This is a genomic window from Flavobacterium sp. AK-345, from assembly GCF_058310175.1.
In genome coordinates this window covers 227017-243865 of sequence record NZ_JBZEER010000004.1, presented here as the reverse complement: position 1 = coordinate 243865, position 16849 = coordinate 227017, and the positions used below count along the sequence as shown (strand labels likewise).

Genomic DNA, 16849 nt, shown 5'->3' with positions numbered 1-16849 from the left:
TGCGGTTTTACAAAGTTCCTCTTAATTCTTGTTCTCTTTCGATCGACTCAAAAAGGGCTTTAAAGTTTCCTGCGCCAAATCCTTTTGCCCCCATTCTTTGAATAATTTCAAAAAATAGCGTTGGTCTGTCCTGAACTGGCTTCGTAAATATTTGTAATAAATACCCATCTTCATCGGCATCGACCATGATGGCTAATTTTTCAATTTCGTTAATATCTTCTTTCATCATACCCATATGTACACCCAATCTTTCAGGAATTGCTTCATAATAAGTATGTGGAGGAGCAGATAAAAATTCAACTCCGCGTGCTTTTAACTGCGAAACTGTTTTTATAATATCATCTGTAGCAATGGCAATGTGCTGAATTCCTGGTCCGCCGTAAAAATCTAAATATTCTTCAATTTGAGATTTTTTCTTTCCTTCGGCTGGTTCGTTGATTGGAAATTTAATTCTTCCGTTTCCATTCGACATTACTTTACTCATCAATGCAGAATATTCTGTAGTGATTTGTTTATCATCAAAAGAAAGGAAATTTACGAATCCCATAACTTCTTCATAGAATTTTACCCATGTATTCATTTCGTTCCAGCCCACATTTCCAACCATGTGATCAATATATTTTAATCCCGTTGGTTCCGGATTATAGTCAGATTTCCATTCTTTGTAACCTGGTAAGAAAACACCATTATAGTTTTTTCTTTCTACAAAAATGTGAACTGTTTCTCCGTAAGTGTAAATTCCTGAGCGAACAACTTCTCCAAACTCATCTGATTCTACCGTTGGTTCCATAAAAGAGCGGGCACCTCGTTTGATGGTTTCCTCATAAGCACTTCTTGCATCTTCAACCCAAAGAGCGGCAACTTTTACACCGTCGCCATGTTTTTTTAGATGTTCATGAATTGGTGAATCCTGCGTTAATGGCGTTGTTAAAACAATTCTGATTTTGTCTTGTTTCAGAACATAAGACGCTCTGTCTCTAACTCCTGTTTCTAGTCCTGCATACGCTAATGACTGATATCCAAAAGCAGTTTTATAATAATGTGCAGATTGTTTTGCGTTTCCTACGTAGAATTCTACATAATCGGTTCCTAATAACGGAAGGAAATCTTGTGCTCCTTCAAAGATTTTTTCTAAACCGTATTCTACTGATTTTACTTCTTTCATAATGAGATAATTTGAGAATGAGATAATGAGATAATTCCTAAAAATGAACTTAATTAGATTAATTTCTAATTGGCACATTGACAAATTATCTAATTATTATTTCATTTTTGATGTTGATATTATTTTATTTAAAATTTTTAAAATTTCTGATAGATCATTTAATAAACGTTTGCAATTTGGATATTCTCTGTGCGCATCACACAAAAACAACCAATATTCTGTTTCGTCAGCTTCCTTAATTGCAATTTTTAATTTATGAATAAAATCTGCTTTGCTTTCTGCGTTTTGTGACTCTTTTGAATTTGCTCCAATTGATGTTCCGCTTTTTAGTAACTGATTTGCAATTACAAACTTCTTCTGGTCTTGTAATTCAGTTGTATAGTCAATAATATTTAAGGCAAAATCGAAAGTTTTTATTAAAAGAGCGTTGTCCTTGTATTTTTCGTTGAAAGTCATAATTTAATGTGATAATTAGAGAATTTGATAATGAGATAATTATTTTTATGTAAGTTTAAATTTACAAATTAAATCATTTTTTATAATTATCTAATTTTCTAATTGCCGCATTTTCTAATTTTTGCGTTTTCAAGAACATTATCTAATTTTCTAATTGGCACATTATCTAATTAATTACTCCGTCCAAGATTTATAGTATTGTCCATCATCTAATCCCATCGCTTCTTCAGTTACCATTAATGGCCTGAAAGTATCAACCATAACGGCCAATTCCTGGGTTTCTTTGTGACCAATGCTGCGTTCCATTGCGCCTGGTGCTGGACCATGCGGAATTCCTTTTGGATGTAAAGTGATATGACCCTGCTCGATATTATTACGGCTCATAAAATCGCCATCAACATAATACAAAACTTCGTCAGAATCTATATTGCTGTGATTATAAGGTGCCGGAATTGCTTTCGGATGATAATCGTAAAGTCTCGGGCAGAAAGAACAAACGACAAAAGTTGCCGTTTCAAATGTTTGATGTACCGGAGGCGGTTGGTGAACACGTCCCGTTATAGGTTCGAAATTATGAATTGAAAATCCGTATGGGAAATTGTAACCATCCCAACCCACAACGTCAAAAGGATGTGTGGCATAAACCACTTCGTGAATCATACCTTCTTTTTTGATTTTAATTAAAAAATCACCTTTTTCGTCATGTGTTTCCAATTCGCCTGGCAAAATAAAATCACGTTCGCAAAATGGCGAATGCTCTAAATGCTGACCTGATTGGTTTTTATAACGTTTTGGAGTATAAAAAGGAGAGTAAGATTCGACATAAAAAAGTCGGTTTTCTTCCGTTTCAAATTCTATTTGGTAAATGATGCCTCTCGGAATAATAAGATAATCTCCATATTCAAAAGGAATATTTCCTAACATGGTTCTTAATTTTCCTTTTCCTTTATGGATGAAAAGCATTTCGTCGGCATCGGCATTTTTGTAGAAATAATTTCGAAGCGATTCTTTTGGAGCGGCCAATCCAATGATACAGTCTTTATTGACCATCATGGCTTTTCGGCTGTCGAGAAAATCATTCTCCGGTTTTAATTCAAAACCTTTAAATAGTAATGACTTTATGTTTTTTCCGATTGCAATTTTTGGTTCAACCGAATAAGAGTTTAAAATTTCTTTAACCTGAGTTGGTCTGTGAACATGATATGATAATGACGAATGTCCGTGAAAACCTTCGGTTCCAAACAGTTGTTCGTAATAAAAACCTCCGTTAGGTTTTTCGAATTGTGTGTGTCTTTTTTGAGGGAAATCTCCAAGTTTATGATATAATGGCATGGCTTTTCAATTAGATAATTTGTAAATTAGATAATTCGAAAAAGGTGAATTGTGTGAACAGATAATCAGATCAATTTATTATTGACTAATCATCTCAATTCGTTGGTTTCACTCAGGATTTCTCTTGATGAGGAATTGAAGATATTCTAATAAACCTGTCCATTTTGTTTTCATTATAACAAATGTCGTAATTTTTATTGATTTAAATTATAAATCATACCATTTAATAACCGCAAATTAATCTAAAATTTTTGACATTACAACGATATAGTTGCAAAATAATTCAATTTTTTTCTCAATTAAAGCAAATTTGAAAAGCAAAAAATTTAACCGCAAAGTCCGCAAAGTTTTTTACTATTAGATTTTATAAAGAAGGGAAAGTTCGCAAAGCTTTGTATTGATTTAGCTTTGCGAGCTTTGCATTTTGACAAAACTTAAAATATTTTAAAAAACTTTGCGGACTTTGCGGTTAATTAATTACGTTTTTCCACAACATTTAAAGAATTGAGATTAGAACAAAAATCCGATACTAAACCAGGTAAAACTTTTTGACATTTCCGGCGACCACGAATGCTTAATTTCGATTGGTCCTATAATTGTTTCCAGACCGTAGCCTATAGCGTAACCAGAATATTTTGGCATAGAAACCCAATCAACAGTCGTAAAAATATCATCACCAAGATTAGCATAATTAGCAGAAATATTAACGTGATTTTTTTTCAATATTTCATAATCAAGCGTCAATGCTGTTTTTATATAACTGTTTCCGGCAATACTTAAAAAATCATAACCGTAGAAATAATTAAAATTGTTGATCTTATTATATCCATATCCACCCAAAATATAATCAAAAAAAGGAACGCTGTCACTGCCAATATTAAATCCGGCATCGGCTTCGATTTTAAAAGTAGCTTTTTTGAATAATCTGTCAACAAAAGCAATTTCTGCCTTTGCTGTAGAAAAAGGTTTGAATTTTCGTGTATAATCTGAAGATGCCAAATAGGTTTGTACGTCTGTAGAAAAATATATTCCCGAGTGAGGGAAACTTTTATTATCTAAAGAATCGTATTTTAAATACCCGAAAACACTAAAATAACTGCTTTTTTCGATGATGTTATCTTCATTAGAAAGTGTTGGCGAATTTATTTTCAAGTATTTATATTCAAACCCGCCGCCCATTAAAAATTTTTGCACAAAAATAGTTTGAAAATAAGCCTGATTCGTAACATCCATAAAGTCAACGTTAATTAGATTTCCCGGACTTTCTGTAATTAAGCTGCTGAAACTATTGGTCACATTTCGATTAAATTGATTTAATCTCGAACGAAATCCAAAACTTATATTAAAACCATTTTCAACATAATAATTAAGATCATATCTAAAATTATCCCCTAAAATAATGTCTAAAGAAGTTACATCATTTTTTAAGAATGTTTTTTTATGTGTAAGATTTAATAAAATTCCGCTTTTATAAAGTCCATCATAATGCAAGCCCAATTTCAAATACGTTTGCGTTGGATTTTCTCTTAATACTAAATCTAAATCATCCTCATTTCCATTTGGTTGTAAACAATAAGAAATCGCACTAAAGTTTTGTGTTGCATCCAGATTATTCATTCCGGCTTTTAAATCATCATAAGTAATAGTACTTTCGGGTTTAAAACGAAGTTTCCCGCGAATATATTCTTTAGTATAATTATCTAATTTATCGCTGTTTATTTTTTTAATTTGAATAGTATCAGAGCTTATTTTTAGCTTTGGTTTTTTATAAAAAGTAGTTTCGTTTGTCAGGGCTTTGATTTTTTCGTAAACAGCAAAAGCAGCTTCTTCACCTTTTCTTATTATTTCTTCACCTTTATCAAATGAAATTACGCCATAATCACGAATGTCGGGTTTTATGTAAACATCTGTGTCTTTGATTTTCTTTTTCATTTTGTCAATCGACTGAAGATTGGTGATTTGTACCAAAATTCTGGTTGCATTTTTCAGGCTTTTTCGGTTCAGTAAATCATCCTGAACATCAACACCAATTATAATGTCTGCACCAAGATTACGAACTTCTTTTATAGGATAATTATTAACGACGCCACCGTCAACCAATAATTTTCCGTCGATTTCTACCGGAGTAAAAAGGGAAGGAAAAGCCGCACTTGCCATCATTGCCTGAACAAGATTTCCTTTGTTTAATAAAACTTCTTCACCCGTTTCGATGTTTGTACCAATACATAAAAACGGAGTTGGTAATTTATTAAAATCGCGTACATGCCTAACATTGCGGGTTAAACTGCTTAATAAATTATAATTGTACATTCCCTTTGAAAGTGCTTCGGGAATACCGACTCTGAAATTACTGAAAGGCAAAACAATGGCATACAATTCATCATTTTTTTTGCCATAAAAGTTTTTAGACGAACGCGGAATATAATCGTTTATCAATTCGTCAAAATTGGTTTTTTTGAAAATAGAATCAATTTGAGAGGCGTTGTAGCCAGAAGCATAAAGTCCGCCAATTATAGAACCCATACTGGTTCCGCCAATATAATCGATTTTGATTCCGGCTTCTTCCAAAACTTTTAAAACTCCAATATGCGCAAATCCTTTGGCACCGCCACCACTTAAAACCAAACCTATTTTGGGTCTTTTTACGCTGTCTTGTTTTTGTTCCTGCGAAAATGTTTGTTGCGAATTAAAAAATAAAAATGCGAGAACTACCAACTGAACAAACCAGTTGGAAATGGAAAAAAATTGTTTTGAACAAGTATTCGTAATGTACAGCTGAATTGGGCGCATAAGAAATAACTAGTTGGTTTTGTAAAAGTCGACAATTTTTTTGGCTTTTGATACTCCTACAACGTCAGATATTTCTTTTTCGGTAGCCAATTTTAATCTTTTAACACTTTTGAAATGTTGTATTAACGTAAGCATCGTTTTTTCGCCAATGCCCGGTATGCTTTCTACAGAAGAATTGAGCGCTGCTTTGCTTCGTTTATCACGATGAAACGTGATTCCGAAACGGTGCGCTTCGTTTCTTAACTGCTGAATTACTTTTAACGTTTCAGATTTTTTATCTAAATATAACGGAATTGAATCTCCCGGGTAAAATAATTCTTCGAGACGTTTTGCAATCCCGATAATGGCAATTTTTCCTCTTAAACCTAAATCGTCAATACTTTTTAAAGCTGCTGATAATTGTCCTTTTCCTCCATCAATAATAATTAATTGCGGAAGCGGTTCATTTTCATCCAGTAATCTTTTATAACGGCGATACACAATTTCGGTCATCGAAGCAAAATCATCGGGGCCTTCAACTGTTTTTACGTTAAAATGGCGATAATCTTTTTTGCTTGCTTTTCCGTCTTTAAAAACTACGCAGGCCGCAACTGGATTGGTTCCCTGGATATTTGAGTTATCAAAACATTCAATATGTCGTGGTTCCACAGGCAAGCGCAAATCTTTTTGCATCTGTGCCATAATACGATTTACATGTCGGTCAGGATCTACAATTTGCAATTGTTTGAGTTGTTCAATTCTGTAAAACTTAGCATTTCTGATTGATAAATCCAGAATTTGCTTTTTGTCACCAAGCTGCGGAACGGAGGTTTTTATTTTTTCTCCCAAATCAATTTCAAACGGAACAATTACTTCTTTTGATAATAAATTAAAACGTTCGCGCATTTCTATAATCGCCAGTTCTAATAATTCTTCATCCGTTTCGTCCAGTTTTTTCTTGATTTCCATGGTATGTGAACGAATGATGGATCCATGCGAAATTTGTAAAAAGTTCACATAAGCCGCACTTTCATCTGATACAATCGAAAATACGTCGATATTGGTAATCTTCGGATTTACAATTGTTGATCTCGATTGGTAATTCTCAAGAATTTCTATTTTTTCTTTGATTTTCTGTGCTTCTTCAAAATGTAAATTCTGCGCATAATCGTTCATCAAACGCTTAAAATCTTTCATGCTTTCTTTAAAATTTCCTTTCAGGATTTCGCGAATTGCATCAATTTGTCTTTGATAGTCTTCAAACGATTCATGACCTTCGCAAGGACCTTTGCAATTGCCAATATGATATTCGAGACAAACTTTAAATTTACCCGAATTGATATTTGATTGACTTAAATCGTAATTGCAGGTTCTTAACGGGTACAATTCTTTGATTAAATCCAGAATTGTATGTACCATTTTGAAATTTGTGTAAGGCCCAAAATATTCAGATCCGTCTTTGACCATTCTTCGGGTTAAAAATATTCTCGAAAAAGGTTCTTTTTTAATGCAAATCCACGGGTAACTTTTGTCATCACGCAACAACACATTATAACGTGGCTGCAATGTTTTGATCAGGTTATTTTCTAATAAAAGTGCATCGGTTTCGGTAGGAACAACGATATGTTTGATGGTTACAATTTTTCGAACCAGCACATTTGTCTTTCGGGTATCATGAATTTTATTGAAATAAGAAGAAACCCTTTTTTTTAGATTTTTGGCTTTGCCAACATACAATATTTTATCGTCTTTATCATAATATTGATACACGCCGGGATTGTCCGGCAAGGTTTGTATTTGAAGTTCTAAAGACGGTTTTTGCATTCTGTTTTTTGTTTCTGAAGATGTCTGAAAAGCGTTCCAAAAACCATTCCGATTTTCATTTGAAGCTTAACATTGATTTAGTTCCAAATTTACGAAATCAAAAGAATAATTTCTATATTTAGATTTTATAATTCATATGAAAAATAACAAGCCCATGATTATTTTTGGCGAACCGGTTTTGCCAGGAGAACATAAAACAATCAACGTTGAAATTGCCCGATTACACACGACTACAAAACTGAATATTCCTATTATTGTACGTCGCTCAAAGCTTGATGGCCCTGTGGTTTTATTTTCTGCAGGAATTCACGGCGACGAAATAAATGGTGTCGAAATTGTGCGCCAGATTATTAGCAAGAAAATAAATCGACCAATTCGGGGTACCATAATTTGTATTCCGATTATTAATATTTATGGTTTTGTAAATAAATCCCGAGAGTTTCCTGATGGACGTGATTTAAATCGTGTTTTTCCAGGAAGTAAAAAAGGTTCGTTAGCAAGTCGTTTTGCGTTTCATATCGTAGCCGAAATTTTACCGATTATAGATTACGCAGTCGATTTTCATGCAGGAGGCGCAAGCAGATTTAACGCTCCGCAAATCAGAATTACAGAAAATAACAAGGAGTTAAAACTATTAGCAGATGTTTTTAATGCGCCTTTTACCCTTTATTCTAAAAATATTGGTGGTTCTTTCAGAAATACATCAGAAAAAGCCAATGTAAAAATGTTGCTTTTTGAAGGTGGAAAATCATTAGACATCAATAATGTTATTGCCAACGAAGGTGTGATGGGAGTGAAGCGTTTGCTGAATTATTTGGGCATGCTTGATCCAATTCAGATTGTAGAAGAACCAGAAAGCCCTTCAATTTTTATTAAAAATTCAGTTTGGCTTCGTGCCAAATGTTCCGGTTTATTGCACGATTATAATTTGATTGGCAAGTTTGTGACCAAAGGAACCATTTTGGCAATTATTACAGATCCGTTTGGTAAATTTGAACAAAAGGTAAAAGCACCGCATGAAGGTTATGTAATCAATGCCAATCATTCGCCAATTGTGTATGAAGGCGATGCGATTTATCATATTTCTAAAAATAATCCAGGAGAAGAAGATGCCGACGAATAAGAAAGAATTACGATTACATTATAAAAATCTTCGGGCAGCACTTTCGCTTGACGAAATTGAAGAAAAAAGTCTGGCTGTAGCCAATGCGTTACTGCAATTGACTATTTGGGATAAAAGCTATTATCATGTTTTTTTACCGATAGAAGAACAAAAAGAAATAAATACAGAATATATTTTGCATTTGCTTTCTGGAAAAGATAAAGAAATCGTGATCTCAAAAAGTGATTTTGAAACCAGAAACATGTCTCATTTTTTATTGACAGATAATACCAAAATTAAAAAAAACGAATACAATATTCCCGAACCTGTAAATGGTTTGCCAGTTCCGTCTGAAACTATTGAAGTAGTTTTTGTACCGCTTTTGGCTTTTGATATTTTTGGAAACCGAATTGGTTACGGAAAAGGTTTTTACGATAAATTCCTGGCAGAATGCAAATCGGAAACCATCAAAATTGGTCTTTCATTTTTTGAAGCCGTAAACCAAATCGATGATGTCTTTGAATCTGATGTAAAATTGGATTATTGTGTTACGCCTGAGAAAATATATATATTTTAAATTCCCCACCTGCAAAATCGTAGAGACGCACAGCAGTGCGTGTACGCAATCTTTGTCGATATGCTGGGTGTAGACGCACTGCTGTGCGTCTCTACAATTTACGGGGTGGGGATTGAAAAAACAAAAAATCCCAAACTCCAAGTAATAACAATTGGAATTTGGTCCCGAAGCTTCGGGATTTTATTTGAATTTTTAAAATTTTACTTTACTTCTTTAATTGTCAAAGAATCAATCCAGCCTTCAGTTCCGTCCGTTAATTCTATTTTTTTCCATTGGCCTAAAGTTTCTGTAACGTAAACTTTTGCTCCTTCGTGTAATAAGAAAATAGCTGATCCTGCTTTTTGTGGTTCACTTCGCACTTCGCTAACTTCAGCAAAAACAATTGCGGGGCGATCATTATCATAATGGTCTTTTTCAGATATTCCAGATGCTATGCTTAATAGTAAAGCAACCAAAAGGACAAACATTCCGATGAAATAAATTCTTTTTGAAACCGTAAGCTGAGAAAAATAGTAACCAATAAAACTTAGCAGGAAAGCAAAAGCAATTCCAACAGAAATTACCGCCCAGGTATTATAGGTAAAAATGCCTGTAAAATTCTGAATCAGTTTAGCGAAACCTACTTTTGGAACTTCTTTTATTTCGTCAATAGTTAGTTTTTTTGCAAATTTTAAGTTGTTTAAAATTTCAGCATCATTCGGTTTTAAAACCAAAGCTTTCTCATAATTGTAAATAGAAGGCGCTACTTTGTTCAGTTTATAATAAGAATTAGCCAAATTAAAATATAACTCTGCAGATTGCTGTTTGTCTTCTTTAATAACGCTTTCGTACTCCTGAACCGCTTCCTTATATTGCGCTTTTTGGTAAAAAGCATTCCCTTTTTCAAAGCCGTTTTGAGCAAAGAAAACCTGAGAGATTAATAAAAAGAGATATAATATATTTTTCATTTTCTAAATATGTAAAAGATTTTAAACTTTGCGAACTTAAAATCAACGCAATCAAAATCACTTTTCTTAGCGCACTTTGCGGTAAAATTAACGTCGCGGTAAAAACTAAATTTGCGGTTAAAAACCTAAACGATTTGCTTTTCCAATTCCGAAATAATCAAAACAGCCTTATCATAATCCTGCTGAATTGAAGCGCTAGAAGCCGGAGCATAACGCGCAAATTCGCAGTTTTCTGTCAAAACAATAAAGCTTTGAACCGTTTCCGGATTTGCATTTCTTGACAATAATAATTCGCGAATATTGTCTTTGCTCATTTCCGAGGTTTCAATATGTAATTTCGCTTTCAGGAAATTGTGCATTGCTTTTTCCAATGCGATATAAAACGGCTCTTTATTGTTAAGCTGTTTCTTGGCTTCAGATAAATATTTCTTCGCCAGTTTATTATTCATTTTGATTCTGTTTCCGGTAACGTCACTATCAATAGCTTCTTTTTTCTTCTTAGCCAAGATAATAATCGGTAAAATTACGAAAGGCAGGAACAATAGGGTATAATATAAATTCGAACCGTAAAAATCATCTTTGGCAATCGAAACCAGATTGGTTTTTGATTTTATGTATTTAAATTGTTCTGTTTTCGAAATCACATTTTTAGACGCGCTTGCTGTTGCATTTGCTTCTGCCTGCATTGGTCCGTCGAGAACATCAATCATAATTTCCGGAGAATTTATGGTTTTATAAGAACCCGAATTCAAATCAAAATAAGAAAACTGCATTGCTTTTATGGCATATTTCCCTTTGTATTGCGGAATAATGGTGTACTTGTCTGAGATTTTTCCAGACATTCCAGACAATGTTGTGGTTACTTTTTCGTCATGAACAGGATCATACATTTCAAGTGCATTTGGCACCACCGGTTTTGGTAAAGTAAACAGTTTCATGTTTCCGCTTCCACTGGCACTTACATATAAATCAAGACTTTCGCCACTTTTTAAAGTTGTTCTTGAAGGTGTAACCGTAAAATTAAATTTACCAACTGCTCCGCCAAATCCTTCCGGTTTAGTAGCTTCAGGAAGAGGTCTTACATTAATAGTTTTTGCTCCGGCCGAAACTATTTTATTATCATCAGATAAAATCATTTGCCCAAACATATCGCGGCGATTTGTTGGCAATTGAACACCAATATCTAATGAAAGCGGTTCTATTGTTAATCTCCCCGATTTTTGAGGGTATAAGATCGTTTTTTTCAAGACCACAAAATAACATCTCTGACCTTGATAAGTTCCTTCTTCGATCTTTAATTGTTTGATGTCAATATTTTGATTCCAGAAATCATTGTATTTTGGTTTTGACAGCTCTTTAAAACCGGTAACACCAATATTATTAAAGTACAATTTATAAACTACCGTAATAGGTTCGTTCAAATATGGACTTGTTTTCGAAATTTCGGCAACAAGATTTAAGGTTTCACTTCCGGAACCTTGTGGTCTGTCATTCGGATCTCTTTCCTCAGCAACAGCATTGGTAACCACAATTTTTATAGGTGCTGTTTTGTAGATTTGACCATTAAACTCAATTGTGGCCTGTTTAATAGTTACTGTGCCTTTTTGCGCAGGCTGTAAAATATAAGAGTAAATTTTTTGAAAAGAACTTCGGCCGTTTATCCACGATTGACTCACTTGCTGACTCGGACCTGCAACCACTCTAAATCCTTCAAAATTTGGCTGGTCAAAGTTATCTCCATCAACATTCATAATAAAGTCAATACGAAGTCTTTCGTTAAGTCCAAGCGTGTTTTTGCTTACTTTGGCTTCAAATTGAACTTGAGCCATAAGCCCCTGAAAAGTGAATAGTAATAGAATTAAATATCTTTTCATTAAAATTGTTTAATCGTTTTGGGGTTTAATCGTTTAATTGTTAATATGTTTAATCGTTTTTTTTACCGTTTTATTGTTTAATCGAATTAACAGTTAAACAAATCAACGATTAAACGATTCAACTTAATTTTACCAGTCTTTTTCTGTTTTTCTAGGATTTCCTTTTACTTTTTGAGCATTTACTTTATCCTGAATTTTCTTTTCTTCGTTATTTACGGCATCTAACAAATTTTGAACACGATCTTTTGAAATTCCGCCAGGTTGTGGTTTTGGTTCTCCGTTGTTATTAGATTTATCATCTTTTTTCGGATCATCTTTGCCATCTTTTTTGTCCTTGTCTTTATCTCCTTTGTCGTCTTTTTTGTCTTTATCTTTATCCTTGTCTTTATTTTTGTCTTTGTCCTTATCCTTATCTTTATTTTTATCCTTGTCTTTGTCCTTATCCTTATTCTTGTCTTTGTTTTTATCGTTTTTTGGAGGATTTTCTTTTAGCTTTTGTTTGGCGTACGCATAGTTGTAACGCGTTTCATCATCCGTCGGATCATTACGCAATGCTTGTTTGTAAGCTTCAACTGCCTGCGTATAATCTTTCTCTTTCATGAAAACATTTCCTAAGTTATGATAGGCTTTATGTTTGTCCGATTTTGATTTGGAATTTTTAATTGCTTTCGCGTAAGCCAATTTAGCTTCAGACGCCTGATTTTGTCTGTAAATTGTATTTCCTAAGTTATAAGAAGCAACACCGCGTTTTGCGAATTTTGATTCCGAAATTCTATAATTTGCCTCAGCATCAACAAATTTATTCTGCTTATATTCTTCATTACCTTCAGGCAATGTTTTATCTTTTTCCTGAGCCGAAACCGCCAAGGAAACCGTTAGTAAAATATAAAGAAGTAAATTTTTCATTCTAATGTTTTTATTTTTTTGTTTCAAATTTTATTAGAAACAATTATTTCTTTTCGTTAAATAAATTCAACTCTTTAATCCAGTTTGTTTTTCTTTCCAAAAGGAAAATGTCTACAAATAACAATAAGAATCCTAAACCAAGAAACCACTGAAACTGCGATTGAAAATCGGCCATTTGCGTAGCTTCAAATTCTGTTTTCTGGATGTTATTTAAAGCGTTTTTGATATATTCTAAAACCTCTTTAGTGTTTCCGCCATAAACATATCCGCCTTTTGTTGCTTTGGCGATTGATTTTAAGCCTTCCTGATTCAGTTTTGTAATAACAGTTTGCCCGTTTTGGTCTTTTTGATAATTTCTTATTATTCCATTTTCTCTTAACGGAATTGTTCCTCCTTTTTCAGTTCCAATACCAATCGTTATAATTTTCATTCCTAATTTATTGGCTTCTTCCGCAGCAGCAGAAGCGCCTTCAGAATGATCTTCTCCATCAGAAATCAAAATCAATAATTTACTGGTTTTGCTTTTTTCATCGAAATAAGTAGATGATAATCTGATAGCTTCGTCAAGCGAAGTTCCTTGCGATGAAACCATATCCGGAGTCATACTTTGCAGGAACATTTTGGCAACGCTATAATCTGATGTAATGGGTAAAACCGGGAATGCACTTCCTGCATAAGCCACGATTCCAATTCTGTCGCTTCCAAGATTATTAATAATTTGCGAAACCAATTGTTTACTTTTCTCTAAACGGCTTGGTGCAACATCTTCTGCGAGCATACTTTTAGAAACGTCGACTGCAAAAACAATATCAATACCTTCACGTTTTACGGTTTCCATTTTAGTCCCAATCTTCGGATTTACCAATCCGATAATGATACACGCAAGTGCCAAAAGTAAAACCGATAATTTCAATACAGGTTTAAAAACAGAACTTTCAGGGCTTAGTTTTTTAACCATTTCAATGTCACCAAATTCACGTTGTTTTTTTCTTTTCCAATACAAATTGAAAAAGAAAATACACACCACAATTGGCAGTAAGAATAAAAAGTATAAATATTTTTTTTCGTCTAATTCCATATAATTTTTAAATTCCAATCCCAATTATTGTGGGAATAAATTCCAAATTCCAAATTTTTGCCTACTTCATTTTTTTAAAACCCAATCCAATTTGGAATTTGGAATTTTAAAAATTGTAATTTTTTAATTTTGAAAAAATTAAATAAAACTTCTGTAAACTGTATTTCTTAAACCAACTTCTAATAATAATAAAAATGCTGCGAGTAAAACAAAAGGTCTGTATTTTTCATCGTAATCGTAGAATTTTAATTCCTGAATTTCAGTTGTTTCTAATTTGTTAATTGCGCTGTAAATCTGTGCTAACCTGTCGTTGCTTGTTGCTCTAAAATAAGTTCCGTCAGTTTTACGGGCAATACTTTTCATCAATTGTTCGTCGATTTCTACTTTTTGATTTTTGAATAAAAATCCTCCGTTTGGTGCATATGCATATGGAGACAATGCCATTCCGTTACTTCCCAAACCAATTGTGTATACTTTTATTCCATATTGTTTAGCGATATCAGCAGCCGTTTCCGGCTCGATAAAACCGGCATTATTAACACCATCGGTCATTAAAATGACTACTCTGCTTTTTGCTTTACTGTCTTTAAGGCGATTTACGGCAGTTGCCAATCCCATTCCAATTCCTGTACCGTCTTGTAACAGATTATCGTATTTGATTTCTTTTATAGCCTCCAGAATAATTGGTTTATCGCTCGTTACCGGAGTTTTTGTATAGGCTTCAGAAGCATATAAAACCAACCCGATTCTGTCATTTGGTCTTTCTTCAACAAAATCTGCAGCCACTCTTTTTAAAGCTTCCATACGGTTTGGCTTTAAATCTTTGGCAAGCATACTTCCTGAAACGTCAATTGCTATTACAATATCAATTCCTTTTGTGGTTTTAGTCTGGTTGCTAATGTCTACCGTTCTTGGTCTTGCCAATGCAATTATCAAAGAACATAAAGCAATAATCCTAAAAACGTATAGACAAGGTTTTGCTTTTGTCCAAAATGACTCGCTGTTTTTAAAACCCTGAGTTGAACTCATTTTTAACGTAGCCGATTGCTGGTTGCGTTTCCAGAAAAACCAAGCAATTGCAATTGGAATTAAAAGAAACAACCAAAAAAATTCCGGATTTAAAAAAGTTATTTTATTCATTAGTTACTAGCTTTTCTAAGTTCAACAGAATTTAAAATTCGGGTTGTAATATCGTTTGCATACGTATCGCCTTCTTCGTGCAAAATCATGATTTGTTGTAATCCCTGATCTTGCTTGAATAATAAAATCTCGTAATATGCTTTTGCACTTGTTTTATCAACCGGATTTAAAAGCGTCATTGTTCCATATCCTTTTACTCCCTGAACACCTTCATTAGTCTGAAAATCTTCTTGTTTTACAATGATATTATGACCGCCCTGAGCTTCAATTATTTTTAAACTTCCTTCCAGCGCTTTTGCTAAATCAATATCAGTTGGAGTTTTAAATTTACTTGTTGAAACCGTGATGTAAAAATTATCAATCATGCTTCCATACGCAAAAAGCTGCATTTCCTTAATAAGGGCCATTGCCTCTTTTGGAAGTACTTTTTGAGTATCCATACGTTTTAAAACTTTTGGAGTTTCGATTAAAACACCTGGATTTCCGTATTCACTTTTTACCCATTCTCCTTCTAATAATTCTTTGGTTTTATGACCAATTACATTATCTTTTACATATTTGAAACCTTTGGTCGTAATGAAAAAAGTTGTTGTTGCAGCCAATAAAAAGACAACCGTTCCTACAGCAATTGCAATACGTTTGTTGCGTTTTTTCTGTAATTGCAGTTTAATTTGCTTTTGTCTCTGAGCTTCATTCAATAACTGATCTTCTATTTCCTCAGGTACTTCAGTTGGAATTGCGTTATCCAGCGTTAAAATTACTTTCTGGATTTTATTTCTGTCATCTGTAATTTCAAAATCAAGCGGTTTCGATTTTGCGAATTTCACTAAATCGGCCTGGCGTAAAACACGCTCTAAATTCTCAACCGTTTCTGGCGTTAAGGTCATTTTCTTCTTGGTAGAAGCGAGTCTTATTGCCTGAATCAATTCAGAAGTTGTGCTTTCCATTGCCGGAATATGAATTGCTTCTTCAATATAATTACGGGCAATATCCGTCAATTCACTATAATATTCTTTAATTTCACCTTTTTGAACCAGTTCTTTTTGCTCTAAGTTGTTCAATAAACTTGTCGCTTTTTCAATTGGTGTTTTGTAAACTTCTTCTTCAATTTTTTTCTGCTGACGTTTCTTAACAAACCAATACACAAAAACGCCAATTCCGATAATAAGAACTACGATTAAAACATAAATCCACCAATCGCCAATACCGTTATCAACAGCTGTAATGTCTTTAATGTCATACATTTTTTGCTGTAAAGTATCTACTTTTATATTGTTGACTTCAACACGAATTGAATCGGTTGAAAAAGGTTGTTTGTCAATTAAAATTTTAATGCTGGGAATGGTATATTTTCCTGAATCAAATTGCGTTAAACCATATTTTTTGATCAATTCATAAGTATCATTTTTCTTAACCGTATCAATTGGATAGGATTGAATCACTTCAAGCGGACCAATGTTTTTTAGTTTAGGAAAAACAACTTTCGATTTTGAACTCACAACTGTTTTAAGTGTTAACTTAAATTCAGCTCCAATTTTATTTTTTGTAGTATCAATGCTTGTCTCAATCTGCTTTTGCTGTGCAAAAATAGCCGAGGAAAGTAAAAATAAAAATATGTAAAACTTTAATTTCATTTGATTTTGTTTTCAGATTTTAGTCTAAAACGTATTGCTTAATAT

General features: G+C 33.4%; 13 protein-coding genes. 2 read left to right on the top strand and 11 right to left on the bottom strand.

What is annotated here, in order from left to right; all coding sequences use genetic code 11:
• Positions 1-7: 7 nt before the first annotated feature.
• From hppD to uvrC, 5 genes are all read right to left on the bottom strand, one after another.
• A complete protein-coding gene (hppD, locus tag AC4FQ3_RS10210) occupies positions 8-1168 on the bottom strand; it encodes a 4-hydroxyphenylpyruvate dioxygenase (protein ID WP_042565494.1) in 1161 nt (386 codons plus the stop codon).
• A gap of 93 nt (positions 1169-1261) precedes the next feature.
• On the bottom strand, positions 1262-1621 hold the full coding sequence (locus AC4FQ3_RS10205) for a four helix bundle protein (protein WP_463459500.1): 360 nt from the start codon (positions 1619-1621) through the stop codon (positions 1262-1264).
• Between the two features lie 174 nt (positions 1622-1795).
• Positions 1796-2953: a homogentisate 1,2-dioxygenase gene (locus AC4FQ3_RS10200; protein ID WP_463459501.1), complete on the bottom strand. Its 1158-nt coding sequence runs from the start codon at positions 2951-2953 to the stop codon at positions 1796-1798.
• Between the two features lie 510 nt (positions 2954-3463).
• Positions 3464-5743, bottom strand: coding sequence for a patatin-like phospholipase family protein (locus AC4FQ3_RS10195; RefSeq protein WP_491181776.1), 2280 nt, complete (start codon positions 5741-5743; stop codon positions 3464-3466).
• A 9-nt stretch (positions 5744-5752) separates the two neighbouring features.
• Positions 5753-7546: an excinuclease ABC subunit UvrC gene (gene uvrC / locus AC4FQ3_RS10190; protein WP_491181775.1), complete on the bottom strand. Its 1794-nt coding sequence runs from the start codon at positions 7544-7546 to the stop codon at positions 5753-5755.
• Positions 7547-7682: 136 nt separating this feature from the next.
• Between uvrC and AC4FQ3_RS10185 the strand changes: the two genes are divergently transcribed.
• Together AC4FQ3_RS10185 and AC4FQ3_RS10180 are read left to right on the top strand one after the other, a co-directional pair.
• On the top strand, positions 7683-8669 hold the full coding sequence (locus AC4FQ3_RS10185) for a succinylglutamate desuccinylase/aspartoacylase family protein (protein WP_073397475.1): 987 nt from the start codon (positions 7683-7685) through the stop codon (positions 8667-8669).
• Positions 8656-9225: a 5-formyltetrahydrofolate cyclo-ligase gene (locus tag AC4FQ3_RS10180; RefSeq protein WP_491181774.1), complete on the top strand. Its 570-nt coding sequence runs from the start codon at positions 8656-8658 to the stop codon at positions 9223-9225. Before AC4FQ3_RS10185 ends, AC4FQ3_RS10180 begins: the two co-directional genes overlap by 14 nt.
• Before the next feature lie 200 nt (positions 9226-9425).
• Here AC4FQ3_RS10180 and AC4FQ3_RS10175 read toward each other — a convergent pair whose 3' ends face one another.
• The 6 genes from AC4FQ3_RS10175 to AC4FQ3_RS10150 form a co-directional block, all read right to left on the bottom strand.
• Positions 9426-10172, bottom strand: coding sequence for a tetratricopeptide repeat protein (locus tag AC4FQ3_RS10175; protein ID WP_073397478.1), 747 nt, complete (start codon positions 10170-10172; stop codon positions 9426-9428).
• Between the two features lie 125 nt (positions 10173-10297).
• Positions 10298-12046, bottom strand: coding sequence for a BatD family protein (locus AC4FQ3_RS10170; RefSeq protein ID WP_491181773.1), 1749 nt, complete (start codon positions 12044-12046; stop codon positions 10298-10300).
• 129 nt (positions 12047-12175) lie between these two features.
• Positions 12176-12952, bottom strand: a complete 777-nt coding sequence (locus AC4FQ3_RS10165; RefSeq protein ID WP_491181772.1) for a tetratricopeptide repeat protein — start codon at positions 12950-12952, stop codon at positions 12176-12178.
• A gap of 43 nt (positions 12953-12995) precedes the next feature.
• Complete coding sequence (locus AC4FQ3_RS10160; RefSeq protein ID WP_491181771.1) at positions 12996-14030, bottom strand: VWA domain-containing protein; 1035 nt, start codon at positions 14028-14030, stop codon at positions 12996-12998.
• 138 nt (positions 14031-14168) lie between these two features.
• Complete coding sequence (locus AC4FQ3_RS10155; protein ID WP_463459507.1) at positions 14169-15170, bottom strand: vWA domain-containing protein; 1002 nt, start codon at positions 15168-15170, stop codon at positions 14169-14171.
• Positions 15170-16804, bottom strand: a complete 1635-nt coding sequence (locus tag AC4FQ3_RS10150) for a hypothetical protein (RefSeq protein ID WP_491181770.1) — start codon at positions 16802-16804, stop codon at positions 15170-15172. The genes AC4FQ3_RS10155 and AC4FQ3_RS10150 overlap by 1 nt, the downstream gene beginning before the upstream one ends.
• Positions 16805-16849 lie beyond the last annotated feature (45 nt).